Below are 19,552 nucleotides of genomic sequence, written 5' to 3'. Positions count from 1 at the left end.
GGCAGCCGCGCTCAGCCGGTCGGCGTGGCTGCCGGCGCGAGCGAGCCGATCGCGAGGAGCGCCTCCTCGAGCCTGGGCTGCAGGGTGCGGACGTAGGTCCCGCTGAGGTGGTTGGTGTCGCGATAGACCAGCACCCCGCCGATGGCTGCGGCACACCACGGGGTGGGGCAGATCGCGTCGTTGAGGTCGATGGCGGTGACGCCCTCCGCGTCCCGGGCAGCGAGCATCTGCGCCACGCCCTGCTTCTCCGCGCCCCGCTGCCGGGGGAACGCGCACTGCCTCAGTGAGTCCTCGTGCATCGCGGCGCACTCCGCCACGTGGATGGGCCGGGGACGGGGGCTGTCCCGGATCACGGCCACAGGGATGTTGCGCTCGGTGAACGGCGCCCAGGCGGCGGCGTGGGCGGCGGCCATCTCCTCCACACCCCCGGCCACCGCGGCGCTGTTGGTGAAGTTGGAGGTGATCACCGCGGCCAGGTCCTGCTCGAGCAGCTTCGCGGTCACGGCCTCGTTCCACTCGATGCAGTCCGCATACCGCTTCCCACCGCGGAGGAGCTCCCCGGCAGCGAACGGGCACATGTTGTGGATGTACGCCGTCACGTTCCAGCCGTGCTTCTCGGCGAGCGGACGCAGGGCGTCCAGCCATTGAGCCGCGTGCGAGTCGCCGACCAGGGCGATGTCGACCGTCGCGCCGGGGGTCGGGAACGGACACGAGGTGACACTGGGGTCGCCCATCCGGGTGGAGACGCACTTCACGAAGTCGCGCTTGGCGTAGTCGGGGTCCGGGACGAGCACCGGGAACGAGTCCCGCGGCGCTCCCTCCTGGGCGCCCTCGGGCTCGTCGGGCAGAGCGGTGGCGCCCAGCCGCTCGGCGTCGGGGTCCCCCGACACCGCGGCCTCGATCTGCTCCATGGCCCGGCGCTGCGCCTCGACCGCGTCTCCCTCGGCCATCCGGGCGGGCAGCCCCACGACGAGCAGGCCGGCGAGCGCGGAGACCGCGATCATCGCGGCACCCATCTTCATCGCGGTCGCGCTGGCCATCCAGCTCCGATGACTCCTGGTGGGGGTCTCGACCCACCGGAAGGAGGCGTAGCCGACCAGCAGCGAGAGGCCGATCAGCGCCAGCGCGACCGGCACCGTGATCTCGCTGAGCTGCGCCGTCGCGATGATGATCAGCGGCCAGTGCCACAGATAGATCGAGTAGGACCAGTCCCCGACGCGCTGGACCGGGGACAGGCTCAGCAGCGCGCCCGGACCCGCCCGGCCGGCCCGGAACCCGCCGATGATCACGGCGGCCGTCGACAGCGTGGGCAGCAGCGCGGCGGTGCCGGGGAACGGCGTCTGGGGCCCGATGACGACCAGCGAGGCGAGGATCCCCGCCAGCCCGGCCCACATCACGGCGCCGGCCACGGCCTCGGGGATGCGGCGGAAGTGGACCGCGAGGATCGCCACGAACCCGCCGACGGCCAGCTCCCACAACCGGGTGGAGGTCACGAAGTAGGCCCGCGCAGGCTCGGTGCCGGTGGCGTGCACCGACCAGGCCAGGGAGGGGATGGCGATGACGGCCAGCCCGACCAGGAGCGCGAGCTGGACCCGGCGCGGGTGCTCGTCGTACACGCGGCGACCGTGGCCCGCCCGGCCGCCGAGCGTGAGCGCCGCCCCCACGAGCGCGATCACCAGCGGCCAGAGGATGTAGAACTGCTCCTCCACGGCCAGCGACCAGAAGTGCTGCAGCGGGCTCGGCAGCACGTCCTGGGTCATGTAGTCGACCGACCTGCCGGCCAGGACCCAGTTCTCGACGTAGAACGCCGAGCCGACGATGTCCCAGGAGATGTCACGCCACCGGGTCGAGGGCAGGAACAGCACTGTGGCGACGGCGGAGAAGAGCAGCACGACCGTGGCGGCGGGCATCAGGCGCCTGATCCGGTTGGCGTAGAACTCCGCGAACCCGACGCGCCCGTCGCGGGCCAGTCCGCGGACCAGGTGGCCGGTGATCAGGAAGCCCGAGATCACGAAGAAGACGTCGACCCCGACGAACCCGCCCGGCAGCGGGAAGACGCCCACGTGGTCGATCACCACCGCCATCACCGCGATGGCGCGCAGGCCCTGGATGTCGAGGCGCTTGTGCCCGACCGGCTCGGTGCGCTGCGCGGGTACGCCGGGAACCGGAGCAGTCAGTGACGTCCTCATATATCCAGTCCCCCGTGATACCCGCACGCAGCGCCGCTGACCTTACGCCGTACGCGGTGCCGTCGGACCGCGATCCACTCCTCGGCGCGTCCGCGCATCGCCCATGGGCTTCGACGGCGGGTTCTATGATCGCGGTCTCGCCTCGTCCCTGGGGCGGACGGGCTACGGCAGGTTCCGATCCTGTGTGGCGACCGTGATCCGTAAACAGTGGCACGACCACATCGGCAGGGACTACCCGGTTGGGCGGTCGAGGGACCGCCCAATCGGCTCCTTCTCGCGCCGTGATCCGAGTCCGGCGTCGCGCACCGCCCCGCCTACCCGCAGGTAACTGGAGGATCGCACGCACCAGGTGAAGGGGAATCTCCAGTTACCCGTGGGTTGCGATCCCCACCGCCTCAGGCGCGCGCCAGTCCCTGACCCTCGAGGCGGTGGAGGTCCGGCAGCCGGCGGCGCAGCACCATGTGCACGGTGACCAGTACGGAGGTCAGTGCCGCGTAGACGCACCACAGCGACGCGAAGGCCTGGACGTAGACGATGGCGACGACCGTGAGCCCGACCAGGTTGAGCAGTCCGAAGACGACGATCGAGGGGTAGCCCGACAGCACCGACGGGCCGATCACCGCCACGATGTAGAGCACGGCCCACATCACCCCGTACGTCAGGTTGACGTCGTAGATCAGTGCGTGCGGCTCCTCCCTGACGAGGACCGGGCCGTTGAGGACCGCCCAGAGCAGGTACGCCGCGACCACCGCGCCGAGGCCCACGAACGGCGCCACCCGCCGGCGCCGTCCCTGAGGCTCGAGCAGCAGCACCGCGAGCGGCACCAGGATCGGGAGGACCGGGAAGGCGAAGAGGACGTAGATCATCGCGGCGGCGTGCTGGACACCTTCCGAGACGTAGTCGGACGCGCCGTGCCAGACGAGGGCCTCGGTCAGCTGGTGGAGCGCGAAGAGCAGGGGCAGCGACGCGAACGGCAGCTCCCGGGGCGTGCGCACCTCGCGCAGACAGATCGCCGCGACGGGGAGCAGGGCCACCCCGGCGGTCAGATCGGCACTCATCGAGAAGCACACGCTCGAGCGGTACCCCTTCCGACGGAGAAAACCTCTGGGCAGGCCGGAAACGCGCGCCTGGATCGCCCTGCTCGTCTGTCCGGCTCGGCGCGTCAGGCCGGTTCGACGCGCCGTGCACGTCGGGACACGCGTCTGGGGCCTCGGTCAGGAGCGCTCCTGAGTGGCGCAGCAGTCCCAGGTCCTGTTCGGGGCATGTTCGACCGTGCCGATACTCTGTGGCGGCGGGTGCGCGGGCGACGCTGGAAACTACATCGTGATTGTCCAGATGTTTCTCCGGACTGAACCCCAGACCCCCCGGGCCTCTAGCTCAATGGTTAGAGCAGCGGACTTTTAATCCGTTGGTTGTGGGTTCGAGTCCCACGGGGCCTACCAGCACCCACCGCGGCGCTGCGCGCCGCGGCAGTCAGGTCACTGCACCTCGCAGCTGTCCCCAGGCGGGCAGGGCCGGATCGCGTGGTCCTCGAGCACCCGCCCGTTCGCGCCGAGGGCGACCACGCGCACCGGTGTCCCGGCGGTGCGCGCGAAGTAGATCGCCCCGGTCGGCCTGCCCACCGCCCGGGTCACCGTGGCCGGCACCTTTGTTCCGTCGCTCAGGACCACGACGGCAGACGTGGCGGGGGTCGCGCCGCCGGCCAGGACCAGGGTCTCCGGTCCGGTGGGGGTGTGGCTCGGGATCAGGAACACCTCCATCTCGGCGCCGGGCGCCTGGAAGCGGTCCGTGCCGACACCGAAGTCGTAGACGAAGCCGCCGTCCTCGAGGTGTCCGACCGAGACGGTGCAGCCCCGGGTCCGGGGCCACTGGGTGCAGGCCAGCAGCGCTTGTCCCCGGTCCGCGACCAGCGATCCGGCCTGGTCGGGCCCGGGCTGCTCGCCCGCGCCGGGGACGACGACCACCTGGCCGGACGTGAAGGCCCCGGGGGTCGAATCGATGACCTGCGCCGCGTACGCCGAGAAGGTGGTGGGCACGGCCGGATCCCCGGCGGCCTCATCCTCGGTGAGCTGGCCAGCCACGACAGCACCCGCGGCCAGTACCAGTGCCGCGAGGATCACCGTCAGAACAGCGGTACGCAGGGGGCGTCGACGCCGTGCACGGGTCCTCACCGGTGAAGTATGCGGCTTCACCGCGCCACGGAGGGAGAAGTTGCGGCGCTCAGACCCGGCTCAGTCGCGCCGAGTCGTCCTCGAACCGCTGGGCGTACATCAGCGAGGCGGTGTCCTCGCCGGCGGCCAGCCAGACGACGAAGCGGATCACCAGAGGGACGACGAGGACGGCGAGCGCCACGACGATCAGGGCGAGGAGAGGCATGACGGGCAGGGCCACCGAGGCGTACACAGGCTGTTCTCTTTGCGGTCAAAAGGGTCGGGAGGGGAATGCCGGGTGGGCCATGACGACTGCGGCGGCATGAAGAATCCTACGGCTCTCGCAACACCCAACTTGACCCTCAAACCCCTCCGGGACACCCAATCCAGTGAGGCGTCGGACACACTGCCCACGGACCCGCCCGAACGGCTGAGACCAGCCCCGGCCGGCGCGGTAGATTCGCTACTACCTACGCTTCCGTAGGTACGTCCCGAGGAGATTCATGACGCTCGCAGAACCCACCTGGATCAGCGCCTACGGCCCGGGGGTCCCTGCTCACCTGCACTACGGCGACACGACCGTGCTCGACCAGTTCGAGCGCTCCGTGGCCGCGCACGGTGACCGCCCCGCCTTCGATTTCCTCGGCCGCACCACGACGTACGCCCGTGCCGGCGAGCGGGTACGGCGCGTGGCCGAGGGGCTGCGGCGCCTCGGCGTGCAGGCCGGCGACAGCGTGGCCCTGGTGATGCCCAACTGCCCCCAGAACGTCATCGCGTTCCACGCCGTCCTGCGCCTCGGCGCGGTCGTCGTCGAGCACAACCCGCTCTACACCGCGGCCGAGCTGCGCCCCGCCTTCGCCGACCACGGCGCCAAGGTCGCGATCGTGTGGGACAAGGTCGTCCCGGTGATCGAGGAGCTGCGCGACACCGACGCGGTGGAGCACATCGTCGCGGTCGACCTCACCGCCGAGCTCCCGCTGGCCAAGCGGCTGGCGCTGCGCCTGCCCATCGCCAAGGCCCGCGCCTCCCGCGACCAGCTCACCTCCCCGGCCCCCGAGGCGATGTCGTTCGCCGCGCTGGAGTCGGCGCCGGCGCTGGATGACGCCCACCCCCGCCCCGTCGCGGACGACGTCGCCCTGCTGCTCTACACCTCCGGCACCACCGGCCAGCCCAAGGGCGTCCCGCTGCGCCACCGCAACCTCGTCGCGAACTGCACCCAGGGTCGCGCCTGGGTGCCCGGCCTGGAGCCCGGGCGCGAGTCGTTCCTGGTGGCGCTGCCGATGTTCCACGCCTACGGCATCACGATCAGCGTGCTGTTCGGGATCAGCCTGGGCGCCAAGCTGGTGCTGCTGCCCAAGCCCGAGCTCGGCCTGATGATGGACGCCATCAAGCGCGAGGTCCCGACGTTCATCCCCGCGGTCCCGCCGCTGTACCACCGCATCGTCGACGCGGCCGAGGAGCGCGGCATCTCCATCCGCGGCGTGCGCTACTCGCTGTCCGGGGCGATGCCGCTGCCGGCTGCGCTGGTGGAGCGCTGGGAGGCCGCCACCGGCGGACTGCTGGTGGAGGGCTACGGGCTGACCGAGACCTCGCCGGTGGTGGTCGGCAACCCGATGACCACCGACCGCCGTCCGGGCTCGATCGGCGTGCCGTTCCCCGACGTACGCATCCGGCTCGCCGACCCCGAGGACCCGACCCGGGAGGCGGCACCCGGCGAGCGGGGCGAGCTGCAGGTCAAGGGGCCGCAGGTCTTCGACGGCTACCGCGGCCTGCCCGAGGAGACGGCGCTGGCCTTCCACGACGGCTGGTTCCGCACCGGCGACGTGGTCACGGTCGCCCCCGACGGCTTCATCACCGTGGTCGACCGGATCAAGGAGGTGATCATCACCGGCGGCTTCAACGTCTACCCCAGCGAGGTCGAGGCGGTGCTGCGCCACCACGACTCGGTCGCCGACGTCGCGGTCGTGGGGCTGCCCCACGAGGACGGCAGCGAGCAGGTCGTGGCCGCGATCGTCGCCGCCGAGGGCCGCGAGATCGACGCCGAGGAGCTGCGCGCCTACGCCCACCGCGAGCTCACCGGCTACAAGGTGCCGCGGCGGTTCGTGACGGTCGAGGAGCTGCCGACCAACCAGATGGGCAAGGTCCTGCGACGCGAGGTGGCCGCCCAGGTCGGCGCAATGGTCGCCACCGGCTGAGCGCCTCGGCGTGCGCGCCGGCCCTCAGGCTGCGGAGCGAGGGCCGGGCGAGACACCGAGCCGCTCGAGCCCCGTCAGCGCGAGCAGACGCTCGCCGCGGGGACCGAGCGCGCCGAAGTGCGCCGACCCGCCGACCGCGCGCCAGCGCCGATCGGCGCCGTCCACGACGTGCAGGACCGAGCAGTCCATGAACGCGTCCGGATCGACCTCGAAGACGATCTCGCGGACCGTCTCGCGGGACAGGCGCAGCACCGCGCAGTGCAGGTCGACCGCGGCGGCGAGGTCCAGGTCACCGGGGCCGTCCACCGAGAGGGTGACCCGAGGGGTCGTGGCCTCGTGACAGATGATGACGCTCATACGGATCCCTAGGTCGGAGCACCGGACCGCTGCATGATCCGAGCGCTCACCGTACGCCACGGTCGCAGCCGGTGCGATGGCCCGTTCGGGTCATCGCACCGGCACCATCGGGTCAGCCCGTCAGGGTGTCCAGGAACTCGGGGTTCTCCTTGAGCCAGGCCTCGATCGCCTCGTCCTCCTTGCCCTCGCCGTACTCGTTGACGACGAGGTTCTCCAGGGAGCCGTACTGCTCGTCGTCCAGGCTCAGCTTGCCCATCATCTCCGCGACCTCGGGGAACTCCTCGCCGAAACCGGCGGTCGCGATCGCGTTCAGCGTCTCGGCGTCACCCAGCGCGCCCTCGGGGTCCTCGAGGTCCTTGACCGGGAACTCGGAGTTCGCCCAGAACGGCTTCCAGAGCGTGACGACGATGTCCTCGTCGTTCTCCGTCGCCTTCTTCAGCTGGGTCAGCATGGCGGTCGTGGAGGACTCGACGAGCTCGTACTCCTCGTCGAGGCCGTAGGTCGGCATGACCTCCTCCTTGGTGACCTTGGTGAGGCCGGCGCCCGGCTCGATGCCGATGATCTTGCCGTCGTAGTCGCCGGCCTTGCCCTTGAGGTCGGCGATCGAGGTGAGGTCACTCGACTCCGGTACGGCGAAGGTGAGCTTGGCGCCCTCGTACCAGGCGCCCAGGTCCTCCAGGTCGTCGCCGTACTCCTTCATGTACTCCGCGTGCGTGACCTGGGGCCAGGCGGAGGGGTAGACGTCGATGTCACCGCGGGCCACCCCGGTGTAGAGCAGCGCGGCCTCGGAGATCTCCTCGATCTCGACCTCGTAGCCCTCCTCCTCCAGGACGTGCTTCCACAGGTGCGCGGTGCTGAGCCCGTCGGTCCACGAGGGAATGATGCCCAGCGTCACGGTCTCGCCGCCGGAGCCGCCGGAGCCGCCGCTCTCCTTCTCGTCCGAGCCGCACGCCACCGTGGTGGTGGCGAGGGCCAGCAGTCCCGCTGCCATGCCGACTGCTCTGGATGCCTTCATACGCGTCATTCGTCGTGTCCTCTCGTCATTCCTGACAACGACCCGTCACCGGGTCGCCGCGGCGGCGTCGTCCCCCGACGCCGCAGTCTGGGGGGTGGTGACCGCCTCGGGGGCGGGCGCAGCGGCGGCGGGCACGTCGGCGCCCGTCTCGCGGCCGGGCCGGCGCACCCGGCGCACCGACAGCAGTCGGCGCCAGGGGCCGGGTCCACCGGCGCCCACCGAGGCGGTGAGCCGGTCGAGGTAGATCGCCAGCGCCACCACGGACAGCCCCGCCTCGAAGCCGAGACCGATCTGGAGGCTGGCGATCGAGCTGACCACGACGCCGCCGAGCCCGCCGGCCCCGACCAGGCCGGCGATCACGGCCATCGACAGCGCGAGCATGATCACCTGGTTGACCCCGGCCATCACCGTCGGCAGCGCCAGCGGCAGCTGGATCCCGCGCATGATCTCGCGCGGCGTGGCCCCGAAGGCATGCCCGGCCTCGACCACCTCGGCGTCCACCTGCCGGATGCCGAGCTCGGTGAGACGTACGGCGGGCGGGAGCGCGAAGATCAGCGTCGTCACCAGGCCGGGCGCGGTCCCGATGCTGAACAGCGAGACCGCCGGCACCAGCCACACCATGCCCGGCATCGTCTGCATCAGGTCCATCACCGGCCGCACCACGCGGCTGACCCGGTCCCACCGCGCCGCGGCCACCCCGGTCGGGATGCCGATCAGCAGGGCGGCGGCGGTGGCCAGCAGCACCAGCGCCAGCGTCTCCATCGCGTTGTCCCACTGGTCCATCGCGATGATCAGGGTGAGCCCGATCAGCGAGGTGAGCCCCAGCTTCCAGTCGCGCACCAGCCAGGCCAGCGCCGCCAGCAGCACCGCGAGCAGCAGCGCCGAGGGCGACTGGAGCAGCGCGCCCAGCCCGTCCACGCTGTCCTCGATCAGGGTGGCGACGGAGTCGAAGAAGTCACCGAGGTGCTCGCGGACCCAGTCGAAGCCGCTCTCGATCCAGTCCCCCACGTTGATCCGCGGGATCCCGGCCTCGACGGTCTCGGCCCGCAGGTTGCTCGTCTGCTCCGCGGGAAGGAACGGTGCCGCGCCCATCACTTGCTCTCCTCGATCGTCGGCGTCGCAGCCGTCCCGGCGAGCGCGACCTGCGCCCCGCCCGTCGTACCGGCACTGTCGGCGCCGCCGATGGCGCCCAGCGCGCTCAGCAGCGTGACCCGGGGGATCACGCCCAAGAGCCGGCCCGTCTCGTCGACCACGGCGAGTGCCACGGGGCTGTCGGCCGACGCCGCGAACAGGTCGGCGACGGCGACGTCGGGCCCGACGGTGACCGCCGGGCGCAGCACGGACGCGAGGTCTCGGTTCGCCTCCACGGCGCGGGCGGCGTCCTCCTCCACCACCACGCCGCGCAGGTGGTGCTCCCGGTCGACGACCATCAGCGAGGGGGTCTGGTGCTCGCGCATCAGCTTGTGCGCGGCACGCGGGCCCTGGTCGGCGCCGAGGACGGCCACCGGGGGCTCCATCACCGAGGAGGCGGTGAGCACCCGGGTCCGGTCGACGTCCTGGACGAACTGGGCGACGTAGTCGTTGGCGGGATCGTTGAGGATCTCCTCGGCGGTGCCGATCTGCACGATCCGGCCGTCGCGCATCATCGCGATCCGGTCGCCCAGCCGCATCGCCTCGTTGAGGTCGTGGGTGATGAACAGGATCGTCTTGTCCAGGCGGTGCTGCAGCTCCACCAGCTGGTCCTGCATCTCCCGGCGGATCAGCGGGTCGAGCGCGCTGAAGGCCTCGTCCATCAGCATGATGTCGGTGCCGGCGGCCAGCGCCCGCGCCAGGCCGACGCGCTGACGCATCCCGCCGGAGAGCTCGCCGGGCATCGAGGCGCCCCACCCGCCGAGGCCGACCAGGGCCAGTGCCTCCTCGGCGCGCCGCTCCCGCTCGGCCCGGTTCACGCCTTGCACCTTGAGCCCGTACGCCGCGTTCTCCCCCACCGTGCGGTGCGGCAGCAGCGCGAAGTGCTGGAAGACCATGCTGACCTTCTCGCGCCGAACCCGGCGCAGGTGCCGGGCGTCCATCGTGGACAGCTCCTGGCCGCCCACCCGGAAGCTGCCGGCCGTGGGCAGCAGCAGCCCGTTGGCCATCCGGATCAGCGTGGACTTCCCGGACCCGGAGAGCCCCATCACCACGAAGATCTCACCGGGAGCCACGTCGAACGTGGCGTCGATGACGGCGGCGGTCAGCCCCTGCTCGCGCAGCTCCTCGCGGGTGGTGCCGGAGCGCAGGCGCTCGACGGCTCGCTCGGGCCGACGCCCGAAGACCTTGTAGACGTCATGGGCTTCGATCATCGGCACGTGGTCACAGGCTCCAGGAGCGGGGATGCCGACCCGTCTGTCGGCACCGCTGGGGCGACTGGTTCGACCTCCGTGGTCCCCGCGGCGAGGCGCGGAGAGGCCCCGATCGTGCATGGCACCACACGGACTGGTCGCTCCCGGAGCCGAGTCTTCGGGATCAGCCGCGGAGCCAACCTAACGAATTCGTATGCGAACGGCACACACCGGGGGTTTCGTGTCGATTCATCCGCCTAACCGAATCCCCGCCAGAACGGGGGCCACAAACCGGCTGATCTCGGCCGGTCGGACGTCGCGTGCCGCGAAGACGGTCACTGCCCACGCCCGCTTGCCGGAGCCGGCCGTGGTGACGGTGAGCACCAGCGTGGTGCCGTCCTCGCGCGTGGCCGTGCCGATCGAGCGCAGGCCCGGCCGCTCGTCCAGCGCGCTGGGCACGCTGGCCTCCAGACGCACCTGGGGGTAGACCGCCCGGATCTGGGAGAGCACCTGATCGTGCACCTGTCGCGGCTTCCCGCCGGCAGCCGGTGCGACCGTGACCACCACGCGCCGCCCGGCCCCGACGAGGCGTACTGCCTCGCCGGGGCGGGTGGCCTTCATCCGGCGGGGAACCGGCACCTCGATCCCGCCGCCGCGCGCCGTCACGGTGCGCAGCGCGGCGGGCTCGCTGGTCCCGGCGACCGGCTCGGTGTCGTCGTGCGGTCCCCAGGTCAGCCACGCCAGGACGCCGGCGGCGACCAGCGCGAACGCACCCACGAGGGACGCGACCACGACACCGCGGGCGCCCGTGCCCGGAAGCCGGTCGAGGACTCCCATCAGCCGGCGTGCGCCAGGGAGCTGCGTCGGCTCCAGGCGACCAGGAATGACCCGAGCGCCAGGGCCAGCAGCCCCAGGCTCAGCATCCCGGACCAGACCCCGCCGGTGTTCGGCAGGACGCCGTCGTCGATGGAGCCGCCCGCCTGCGGGTCGCCGACGACGGGACCGCTGTCGTCGCCGCCACCGCCGCCGTTGTTGCCGCCGCCGCCGTTGTTGTTGCCACCACCGTTGTTGCCGCCGCCGTTGTCACCGCCGCCGTTGTTGCCGCCGTCGGTGTCGACCGGACCGCGGTGCACCTTCGTCTCGGCCTGTCCGACGACCGCGTCGACGGTGCCGCCGAGCAGCAGCACGTGCAGGGCCTCCTGGACCGCGGAGCGCGACGTGCCGGCCCCGGCGTGGGTCTCGCCCTGGTTGAGGAACGCGCACAGCAGCGCAGGGCTGGTGCAGCCGGGGGGCAGCGCGATGCCGATCGGGTCCTCGATCGTCAGCGCCTCGTTGCCGGCCACAGTGAGGCCGACCAGCTTCGAGAAGCGCGTGCTCTTACCGGTCCGCGAGTCGGAGGTGGTGGTGGTGCTCAGCGCCTCGAGGCCCAGGGCGCACCCCGCGCCGGCCGCACCGGGGAGCAGACAGATGTCGGCCAGCGACGTGGAGGCGGTGGCCTTCGTGTGACCGTCCTTGCTGCGGACGATGTCGCTGGTGCTGCCCGCGACCCCGGCCTGCACCGGACCGTCGCAGTCGGCGCCGGGCGTCACGTCGCCGCCGAGGCAGGCACGGGCGAGCCCGATGCTGCTCGAGGCGCGCGAGCCCGGACCGTCCTCGGAGGCGGAGGCCTCCGCGAAGAGAAGGGCCGCGCACAGGAGGCCGCCGCTGGCGTCGCAGATGGGGGCCAGCGGGTCGCCCGCCTGTGCCTGCTTGGCGCCGCGCGAGTCGGCCTCGGCGCCGATGATCGTCTGGCCGCCGAGCGCGAGCACCGTGGCCTCGGCCGCGGTGCTGTTGTCGTTGCCCACCGACGCGTCGGTGCCGCCGACCTGGGCGAGCTCGTTGTCGGCCAGCTCGGCGTCGACGCCCTGCGTGGAGGCGTGGTCGTCACCGCTCGGGTCCGGGCTCTCGTGGCCGGCCGAGTCGCCGTCGTCGGTGGTCCGGGACCCTGTGCCGCCGGAGGAGGGTGCGGTGGTTTGCGGTGCGGTGGCGCCAGGTCCTCGAACGGCGTCCGCGAGGCCGTCCAGGACCGGTGCGAGCGGTGCGGTCAGCGTCTCGAGGAGCTTCACCAGTCCGCTCGGGTCGCGCGGCGGCGCCGCGTCGTCTCCGGCCGCCATCGCTGAGGTGGGCCCCATCAGCACGAGCCCCAGTGCCGCCGTGGAAGCCACCGAGGCCACCGAGGCGCGCCTCCAACGTGACCTGCTCCGAGCTGCCTGACCCGAGTGGGGGTTCTTGATCGTTTCCATGCGTGGGGTCTCCTTCCCGTCCGCGCCCCCAACGAGCCACCCGTGCCCCAGGTCACGCACCTCGGCCCCTAGAGTTCGCGCATGTTCCACTACGTCGAGGAGAACCTCACCCCCGAGGAGCTCGCGCACGAGCGCGCGCTCTATCCCCCACTGACCGACAGCGTGCGCCAGCTCGTCGACGCGACCATCCGCACCGAGGTCGACGACGACGAGATCGACGCCGTACGCCGTGAGGTCGACGCGCTGGTGGCGCGCCTGCGGGCCAAGCAGATCCCCGGCTCGTTCGGGGCCCGCGTCGCCAAGGACGGCACGGTGCGCACCCACGGCAACGCGGTGATCGGGATGCGCAACGCGATCGCGATCCCGCTCGACCTGCACACCGACGACGACGGCCGGGTCTGGACGGACTTCCAGGCCGGTGCCGCCTACGAGGGGCCCCCCGGCCTGGTGCACGGCGGCGTCTCCGCGCTGCTCCTCGACCAGGTGCTGGGCGGGGCCGCGGCGGCCGGCGGGTCGCCGGGGATGACCGGCACCCTGTCCGTGCGCTACCGCCGCGGGACCCCGCTCGGCGACCTGCACATCGAGGCGAAGCTCGACCGCACCGAGGGCATCAAGACCTACGTCAAGGGCCACATCGCCGACGCCGAGGGCGTCACCGTCGAGGCCGAGGGCCTCTTCATCATGCCCCGGTGGGCCCGCGAGCTGGTGGCCCAGGAGAAGGCCAAGGCGCCCAGGCAGTACGAGTGAGCCGCCGGGTCAGCCCTGCTTGCTGTCCGCCATCCGGCTTTGGGCAGGGGTGCCCCGCTCACCGGTGTCGGTCAGGCGCGCCTGCTCGGCGGCCTGCGCCTCGAGCTCCTCGCGCCTGAGCCGCTCGGCCTCGTCGCGCGCCGCGTCGTACGCCCCGGGCTCGGAGACCAGCGACGTGGCGCCGCCCTGGAGCCGGGCCAGGGCGCTGCGCGCGAAGATCTGCTGCTCGGTGGTGGTGCGCTCCGAGCGGCCGCGGCCGATGAACGAGACCGCCCAGTCCATCAGCGCGGTGAAGCGGCTCTTGAAGCCGGTGATGTACACCAGGTGCACGGCCAGCCACATCAGCCAGGCCAGCACCCCGGTCAGGCGCAGCTTGCCCACCATCGCCACCGCCCGGAAGCGGCTGATGATCGCCATCGAGCCCTTGTCGGCGTAGCGGAACGGGCCCTGGGGAGCCTTGCCGGAGAGGCGGTTGTCGATCTCCTTGGCGGCGTACTTGCCGCCCTGGATGGCGACCTGGGCGACGCCGGGGAGGTTGTCGAGGGAGATCATGTCGCCGACCACGAAGACCTCGGGGTGCCCGGCGAGGGTGAGGTCGGGGTTCACGCCGATCCGGCCGGCCCGGTCGAGCGGGGCGCCGCTCTGCTCGGCGAGCTTGCGGCCCAGCGGGCTGGCCTGGACGCCGGCGGCCCAGATCTTGGTGACCGCGTCGATGCGCTCGACGCGGCCGTCCTTGAACTTCACCTCGAGCCCACGCTCGTCGACGTCGGTGACCATCGCGCCGAGCATCACCTCGACGCCGAGCTTCTCCAGCTCGTGCTTGGTCTTGGCGCCCAGCTTCGCCCCGAACGGCGGCAGTACCTGCGGCGCGGCGTCGATCAGGATCACCCGGGCGCTGCGGGTGTTGATGGAGCGGAAGTCGCGCTTGAGGGTGCGGTGGGCGAGCTCCGCGATCTGGCCGGCCATCTCCACGCCGGTGGGCCCCGCGCCGACCACGACGAAGGTCAGCAGGTGGTCGACGTTGTCGCCGCGGTTGGCGCCCAGCTCGGCCAGCTCGAAGGCCCCGAAGATGCGCCCGCGCAGCTCGAGGGCGTCGTCGATGCTCTTCATGCCGGGGGCGAACTCGGAGAAGTGGTCGTTGCCGAAGTAGGACTGCGTGGCACCGGCCGCGACGATCAGCGAGTCGTAGCTCAGCACGGTCTCGCGGCCCAGTACCTGCGAGGTGACCAGGCGCTGCTCGAGGTCGATGTCGGTGACCTCGCCGAGGAGCACCCGGGCGTTCTTCTGCCGGCTCACGATCTCGCGGGTCGGGGGTGCGATCTCGCCCTCGGAGAGGATGCCGGTCGCGACCTGGTAGAGCAGCGGCTGGAAGAGGTGGTGGGTGGTCTTCGCCACCATCGTCACATCGACGTCGGCTCGCTTGAGCGCCTTCGTCCCAAAGAGGCCACCGAATCCGGACCCGATCACCACCACTTGGTGCTTCGCGGCCGGAACTTGCTGGGTGGACATAGGAGAACCTCTCTGCGTCTAAAGTTGGGGTGTTGGTTGAACAGTGGACGTGTCCATCTTCTTCCCTCGGCGACCTCCCAGCACACTCGGGGCGGGGGTTTCGCGGACGAGGGAACCGGGTATGGACGCCTCGTTGAGGTTGACTTCGCCCTGGTCGAGGGTGGGTTCTGGACAGTGGCGGAGATTCGCGGATGCCGATGAACAGGGAGGCGCTCCCGCTCGGAGCGACCCCGCGTTCGGTGGCTGACGCGCGTCGCTGGGTGGTCGACGTCTGCCGGGAGCTGGGCCGCGACGACCTCGTCGAGTGCGCCGAGCTGGCCGTCTCCGAGCTCGTCACCAACGCCGTCCTGCACGGCGCCGGGCCGATCAGCGTGCGGGTCCGCGGCACCCGGGAGCATCCCCGCTTCGAGGTCAGCGACGGTTCGCCGCAGCCACCCGACTTCACCACCGGCGACCACGACGAGGACGAGCTGCTCACCGTGGGCCGGGGGCTCGGCATCGTCGCCATGTGCTCGACCGCCTGGGGCGCGGAGATCGACGCGATCGGCAAGACGGTGTGGTTCACCCCGGCGGGCGAGGTGCAGGCCGACGAGCCGCCGGCCGTCGTGTACGACGCGACGCGCCCGACGCCCTCCGCCGACGGCTCGCCGCGCGAGGACCTGATCCCCATCGTCTTCCAGGGGCTGCCGCTCCCGCTCTACCTCGGCTACCACCGCCACTACCGCGAGCTGCGCCGCGAGCTGCGCCTGCTCTCGCTGGCCCACCAGGACGACTACCCCCTGGCCAAGAGCCTCTCCGAGCTCTTCGACACCTACGAGCGTGAGTTCCGTGACTCCACCGGGCTCGACGCCATCGAGCGCGCGCTGCGCGCCGGCGCCGAGGCGCTCGACCTGATCGTGAACGTCCCCGCCACCACGCCGGCGGTGATCAACCAGATGCTCGACCTCCTGGAGCTCGCGGACGCGTTCTGCCGCGCCCAGCGACTGCTGCTGCTGGCCCGCTCGGAGCCCCAGCAGCGCTTCCAGCGCTGGTACCTCGGCGAGTTCGTGCGCCAGAGCCGGGGCGAGGCGCCCGTCCCGTGGACCGACGAGGGCGCCCAGATGGCCGGCAGCGGCTCGTGACGCAGCGCTCCGGCTGCCCTCAGGCGTAGCCCAGGGCGTGGAGGCGCGCGTCGTCGATGCCGAAGTGGTGGGCGATCTCGTGCACCACGGTGATCCGCACCTCCTCCACCAGCTCCTCCTCGGACTCGCACATCTCCAACAGCGGGCGGCGGAAGACGAAGATCCGGTCGGGCAGCGTCATCCCGTAGCTGTTGTCGCGCTCGGTGAGCGCCACACCGTCGTACAGCCCGAGGAGGTCCGGGTCGTCGGCGGGCGCGTCGTCCTCGACCAGGACGACCACGTTGCGGATCAGGACGGCGAGCTCGTCGGGGATGTCGTCCAGGGCGCCCTCGACCAGCGCGTCGAAGCGGGCGGCATCCATCTCGATCATCCGGCCATTGTGCCGGGCGGCTGGGGAGCTGTGCCGGGAGGTCGGAAGTGCCGGCGGCCAGAAAATGGCGGCGGGAGGAAATGGCGAGAGCGGCTCAGGCGAACCTGAGCCGCTCTCGGCTTCCCTGCGACCCCGACGGGACTCGAACCCGCGACCTCCGCCGTGACAGGGCGGCGCGCTAACCAACTGCGCTACGGGGCCATATGTGCTGCTTTGCTCCTCAGCGACTTGCACTGGCGAAGCGAGCGAAACTCTAACCCATCGCCGCGCCGGACTCCCAATCGAGGTCCGACTCCCTGTGCAAGCGCACCCCCAACGGGATTCGAACCCGTGCTACCGCCGTGAAAGGGCGACGTCCTAGGCCGCTAGACGATGGGGGCCTGCACCCTGTCCGGCAAGCCGTTCAGAGCGCGGCTTCAGCATAGGGCCACGCCGAGTGACGCCCCAAACCGCGGCGGTTTCCGCGCGGGCCGGGTGCTCATGTAAGGTTTCCCCCGCTTGGGCAGGTAGCTCAGTTGGTACGAGCGTCCGCCTGAAAAGTGGAAGGTCGGCGGTTCGACCCCGCCCCTGCCCACAAGCACACAGAACGCCCCCGCCGGGTCTCCGGTCGGGGGCGTTCTGTGCGTGGTCTCAGTGGTCCCGCGCGCCTCGGCTTTCCCGAGTTAACTTGGGAAACCCCCGCTTCCCACATGAAGGAACACGTGGGAAGCGGGGGTTTCGTGTGGTCAGTACGCCGGCCGGGCCAGCGTGCGCCCGGCCGTCGCGTCAGCCGTTGTACGACGGCTGCGACTGCGGGTTGAACACGTCCATCCGGACCCTGCGCGCGGACTTGACGCGCCGGTCCTTGAGCTCCAGGACGTCGAAGCCCTTCTGGATGTCGTTGGAGAAGATGTGGCCGTTGTACCAGTACGCCGACCACGAGCCGCCCAGCGTCAGCTTCTCGTCGGAGAGCGGTCCGCGGTCGAACCAGGCCAGCTCCCGCGGGCGCCGGGAGTTGGTGAAGTCGAAGACCGAGATGCCGCCCTGGTACCAGGCCTGCACCATGTAGTCCCGGCCCTTGACCGGGATCAGCGAGCCGTTGTGGGCCACGCAGTTCTCGGTGTTGGACTGGGTGCGCGGCATCTTGTAGTAGCTGCGGAAGGCGAGCTTGCCGCGGACGATGTCGTAGATCCCGTTCGCGCCGCGCTCACTGCCCACCGTCGGGTTGCAGGTCGCCGCGCCACCGCCGCCGAGCTCGTCGGTGAAGACGACCTTGTTGCCGCGGTTGTTGAAGGTCGCGGAGTGCCAGAACGCGAAGTTCTCGGTGTCCTGGACCCGCTCGGTGACCACCGGGTTGGCCCGGTCGGAGATGTCGAGCAGGATGCCGTCGCCCATGCAGGCGCCGGCGGCGATGTTCTTGCTGGGGTAGGCGGTGATGTCGTGGCAACCCGTGGTCTGGCTCGAGTAGCCGCCGCCCGGCTGGCCGCCGTCGGGGAAGAGCACCGGGGTGCCCACCAGCGAGGCCCGCTCCGGCGACTTCACCGGCACCTTCACCACACCGATCCGGTCGTGCGGCGGCTGGCAGTCGGGGAACGCCGCGTTGGGCGAGTAGGAGGAGACGTAGACGAAGAGGTCGCGTCCGCTCTTGCTCGGCGCCAGGGTGTGGGTGTGCGAGCCGCACGGGGTCTCCACGGCCGCGACGTACTCCGGCGCGGCCGGGTCGGAGATGTCGAAGACCCGCACGCCCTCCCACGACTCCTTCTGCGTCGCCGGCTGCGCCGTACTCGCGCAGGAGTCGTCGTTGCGGCTGGAGTCGACGCTGAGGACCAGCAGGTCCTTCCACACCGAGATGTCGTTCTGCGAGCCCGGGCAGTGCACCTGGACGACCTGGCGCGGCGAGTGCGGCTTGGAGATGTCGTAGACGGTGAAGCCCTCGTAGTTGCCGGCGAAGGCGTAGCGCCCCTTGAACGCCAGGTCGCTGTTGTACGCCGTCTCGCTGGCGAACGCTCCGGTCTTGGGCAGGTTGGCGATCAGCTTCAGGTTGCGGCTGCCGGCCGTCTCCCCGACGTCGAGCTGGGCGTCGCTGTCGTCGAGGCGCCCGAAGTCCTCGCCCGGCAGACAGCCGCGCGCGAAGTTGTCATCGGCGCGCTTGAGGCTGCGCTTCATGGCCGGTGGGCAGTTCTCGACCGCCCGGGAGGCGGTCTGGGCCGAGGGACCCGAGTGGGCGCCGTCCTCGTGGGCGCCGACCGGGCCCGCGACCGCGAGCCCGAGTGCGACGGCGCCGGCCAGCGCCGCCGCCGCCGTGGATGCTCGCCATCTGGATGATCGCCTGCGTAATTCCAACATGTCCCGAGACCTTTCGTAGGCACGGCGCGAGGGGTGGCCGTTGTCCGAATATGTCGTACCGTGGCCCACGATCGAAAGTAAAGAGCTGTCGGCGACTCGTCTCGGGTTGTCGCCCCGGCCCAGGAGGACGCCGTGCGCCCACTTCCCTCATTCCCCGGGCGCCAGCGCGCCTCCGCCGGTGCGCGGTCGCGGGGGCGAGCGGCCGGCACCGGCCTCGCTCTGCTCGCCGTACTCGTCGGGTCGGGGTGCAGCGCCTCCGACCCGGCCGACGCGCAGCCGAAGGCCACCCAGACCGAGAGCGCCACCGTGCTCCAGCCGGGCCGCCCCGGTGAGCCGGCCAGCACCGTCGACCCCGACGAGGTGCAGGCCACCGGCACCAGCGAGTGGAACCACGACGACGTCGCGTTCACCCAGATGATGATCCCGCACCACGCCCAGGCCCTGGTGATGTCGCGGCTGGCCAAGACCCGGGCGGCGAGCGAGGGGGTCCGGAAGATGGCGGCCCGGATCCGCGCGTCCCAGGCGCCCGAGATCCAGGTGATGGCGCAGTGGCTGACCGAGCGCAACCTCAACGTGCCCCGCGCCGCCGACGACTGGTCGGCCTACGACCACAGCGAGCACGGGCACCAGGGCATGCCCGGGATGCTCACCGAGGCCCAGCTGCGGGCGCTGCGCAACGCCGAGGGCGAGCGCTTCGACCGGCTGTTCCTCACCGGGATGATCGCCCACCACCGCGGGGCGGTGACGATGACCGACGACGTCGCGGTCGGCGGCACCGATCTGCGCATCAGCGAGATCGCCACCGACATCTCCGCCGGCCAGCTCGCCGAGATCAACCGGATGCAGGCGCTGCTGCGGGCGTTGTGAGGGGGCGGCTTCCGGGGCGTCACGGCGTGTGGCTTTCACGAGTTAACTCGGGCGGTCTCCAGGTCCTAGTGCAACACCGGGGTTTCGTACGGTCTGCCCAGTAT

The 19,552-nt window shown here is 71.3% G+C and carries 17 protein-coding genes and 4 tRNA genes; 6 read left to right on the top strand and 15 right to left on the bottom strand.

From position 1 onward, the window contains the following. Window positions 1-11 precede the first annotated feature (11 nt). The gene (locus tag AC6EH9_RS18800; RefSeq protein WP_498425206.1) at window positions 12-2,189 is read right to left on the bottom strand and encodes an acyltransferase family protein; all 2,178 of its coding nucleotides are present in this window, start codon (window positions 2,187-2,189) and stop codon (window positions 12-14) included. Window positions 2,190-2,584: 395 nt separating this feature from the next. Beyond that, a complete protein-coding gene (locus AC6EH9_RS18795; protein WP_498425205.1) occupies window positions 2,585-3,247 on the bottom strand; it encodes a DUF6629 family protein in 663 nt (220 codons plus the stop codon). Between the two features lie 308 nt (window positions 3,248-3,555). Between AC6EH9_RS18795 and AC6EH9_RS18790 the strand changes: the two genes are divergently transcribed. Beyond that, a tRNA-Lys gene (locus tag AC6EH9_RS18790) sits at window positions 3,556-3,631 on the top strand. A gap of 36 nt (window positions 3,632-3,667) precedes the next feature. Here AC6EH9_RS18790 and AC6EH9_RS18785 read toward each other — a convergent pair. Further along, complete coding sequence (locus AC6EH9_RS18785; RefSeq protein WP_498425204.1) at window positions 3,668-4,270, bottom strand: hypothetical protein; 603 nt, start codon at window positions 4,268-4,270, stop codon at window positions 3,668-3,670. Window positions 4,271-4,409: 139 nt separating this feature from the next. Next, complete coding sequence (locus tag AC6EH9_RS18780) at window positions 4,410-4,565, bottom strand: hypothetical protein (RefSeq protein WP_498425203.1); 156 nt, start codon at window positions 4,563-4,565, stop codon at window positions 4,410-4,412. 277 nt (window positions 4,566-4,842) lie between these two features. Here AC6EH9_RS18780 and AC6EH9_RS18775 point away from each other — a divergent pair, with 277 nt between their 5' ends. Then, on the top strand, window positions 4,843-6,534 hold the full coding sequence (locus AC6EH9_RS18775) for a long-chain-fatty-acid--CoA ligase (RefSeq protein ID WP_498425202.1): 1,692 nt from the start codon (window positions 4,843-4,845) through the stop codon (window positions 6,532-6,534). A gap of 24 nt (window positions 6,535-6,558) precedes the next feature. Here AC6EH9_RS18775 and AC6EH9_RS18770 read toward each other — a convergent pair whose 3' ends face one another. The 6 genes from AC6EH9_RS18770 to AC6EH9_RS18745 all read right to left on the bottom strand — a co-directional run bounded on the left by AC6EH9_RS18770 (window position 6,559) and on the right by AC6EH9_RS18745 (window position 12,440). Then, window positions 6,559-6,891 (bottom strand): STAS domain-containing protein, encoded by a 333-nt coding sequence (locus AC6EH9_RS18770; protein ID WP_498425201.1) that lies wholly within the window; start codon window positions 6,889-6,891, stop codon window positions 6,559-6,561. A 112-nt stretch (window positions 6,892-7,003) separates the two neighbouring features. Continuing rightward, on the bottom strand, window positions 7,004-7,882 hold the full coding sequence (locus AC6EH9_RS18765) for a glycine betaine ABC transporter substrate-binding protein (RefSeq protein WP_498425200.1): 879 nt from the start codon (window positions 7,880-7,882) through the stop codon (window positions 7,004-7,006). 69 nt (window positions 7,883-7,951) lie between these two features. Further along, window positions 7,952-8,998, bottom strand: coding sequence for an ABC transporter permease (locus AC6EH9_RS18760; RefSeq protein WP_498425199.1), 1,047 nt, complete (start codon window positions 8,996-8,998; stop codon window positions 7,952-7,954). Further along, entirely contained in the window at window positions 8,998-10,248 is a 1,251-nt protein-coding gene (locus tag AC6EH9_RS18755) for a quaternary amine ABC transporter ATP-binding protein (RefSeq protein ID WP_498425198.1), read from the bottom strand. The genes AC6EH9_RS18760 and AC6EH9_RS18755 overlap by 1 nt, the downstream gene beginning before the upstream one ends. Window positions 10,249-10,476: 228 nt before the next feature. Next, a complete protein-coding gene (locus AC6EH9_RS18750) occupies window positions 10,477-11,064 on the bottom strand; it encodes a hypothetical protein (protein ID WP_498425197.1) in 588 nt (195 codons plus the stop codon). Next, on the bottom strand, window positions 11,064-12,440 hold the full coding sequence (locus AC6EH9_RS18745; protein ID WP_498425196.1) for a hypothetical protein: 1,377 nt from the start codon (window positions 12,438-12,440) through the stop codon (window positions 11,064-11,066). Before AC6EH9_RS18745 ends, AC6EH9_RS18750 begins: the two co-directional genes overlap by 1 nt. Window positions 12,441-12,590: 150 nt before the next feature. Here AC6EH9_RS18745 and AC6EH9_RS18740 point away from each other — a divergent pair, with 150 nt between their 5' ends. Beyond that, window positions 12,591-13,256, top strand: coding sequence for a PaaI family thioesterase (locus tag AC6EH9_RS18740; RefSeq protein WP_498425195.1), 666 nt, complete (start codon window positions 12,591-12,593; stop codon window positions 13,254-13,256). A 9-nt stretch (window positions 13,257-13,265) separates the two neighbouring features. On the opposite strand, the gene AC6EH9_RS18735 is transcribed toward AC6EH9_RS18740, so the two are convergent. Then, on the bottom strand, window positions 13,266-14,765 hold the full coding sequence (locus AC6EH9_RS18735) for an NAD(P)/FAD-dependent oxidoreductase (protein ID WP_498425194.1): 1,500 nt from the start codon (window positions 14,763-14,765) through the stop codon (window positions 13,266-13,268). Window positions 14,766-14,956: 191 nt separating this feature from the next. Between AC6EH9_RS18735 and AC6EH9_RS18730 the strand changes: the two genes are divergently transcribed. Next, window positions 14,957-15,886 (top strand): ATP-binding protein, encoded by a 930-nt coding sequence (locus AC6EH9_RS18730; RefSeq protein ID WP_498425193.1) that lies wholly within the window; start codon window positions 14,957-14,959, stop codon window positions 15,884-15,886. Window positions 15,887-15,905: 19 nt separating this feature from the next. Here the strand turns inward: AC6EH9_RS18730 and AC6EH9_RS18725 are convergent, their stop codons facing one another. The 3 genes from AC6EH9_RS18725 to AC6EH9_RS18715 form a co-directional block, all read right to left on the bottom strand. Further along, a complete protein-coding gene (locus AC6EH9_RS18725) occupies window positions 15,906-16,256 on the bottom strand; it encodes a metallopeptidase family protein (protein ID WP_498425192.1) in 351 nt (116 codons plus the stop codon). A gap of 127 nt (window positions 16,257-16,383) precedes the next feature. Then, window positions 16,384-16,457: transfer RNA gene (locus AC6EH9_RS18720), tRNA-Asp, on the bottom strand. A gap of 106 nt (window positions 16,458-16,563) precedes the next feature. Then, window positions 16,564-16,636 (bottom strand) — tRNA-Glu (locus tag AC6EH9_RS18715). 120 nt (window positions 16,637-16,756) lie between these two features. Here AC6EH9_RS18715 and AC6EH9_RS18710 point away from each other — a divergent pair. Further along, a tRNA-Phe gene (locus tag AC6EH9_RS18710) sits at window positions 16,757-16,830 on the top strand. A gap of 191 nt (window positions 16,831-17,021) precedes the next feature. Here AC6EH9_RS18710 and AC6EH9_RS18705 read toward each other — a convergent pair. Beyond that, window positions 17,022-18,401, bottom strand: coding sequence for an LVIVD repeat-containing protein (locus AC6EH9_RS18705; protein WP_498425191.1), 1,380 nt, complete (start codon window positions 18,399-18,401; stop codon window positions 17,022-17,024). 312 nt (window positions 18,402-18,713) lie between these two features. Here AC6EH9_RS18705 and AC6EH9_RS18700 point away from each other — a divergent pair, with 312 nt between their 5' ends. Then, window positions 18,714-19,448, top strand: coding sequence for a DUF305 domain-containing protein (locus AC6EH9_RS18700; protein WP_498425190.1), 735 nt, complete (start codon window positions 18,714-18,716; stop codon window positions 19,446-19,448). Window positions 19,449-19,552: the final 104 nt, after the last annotated feature.

This window comes from Nocardioides sp. Z21_20, assembly GCF_059766585.1.
The sequence above is the reverse complement of the archived record's forward strand: the minus strand, read 5'-3'. Positions and strand labels throughout refer to the sequence as shown.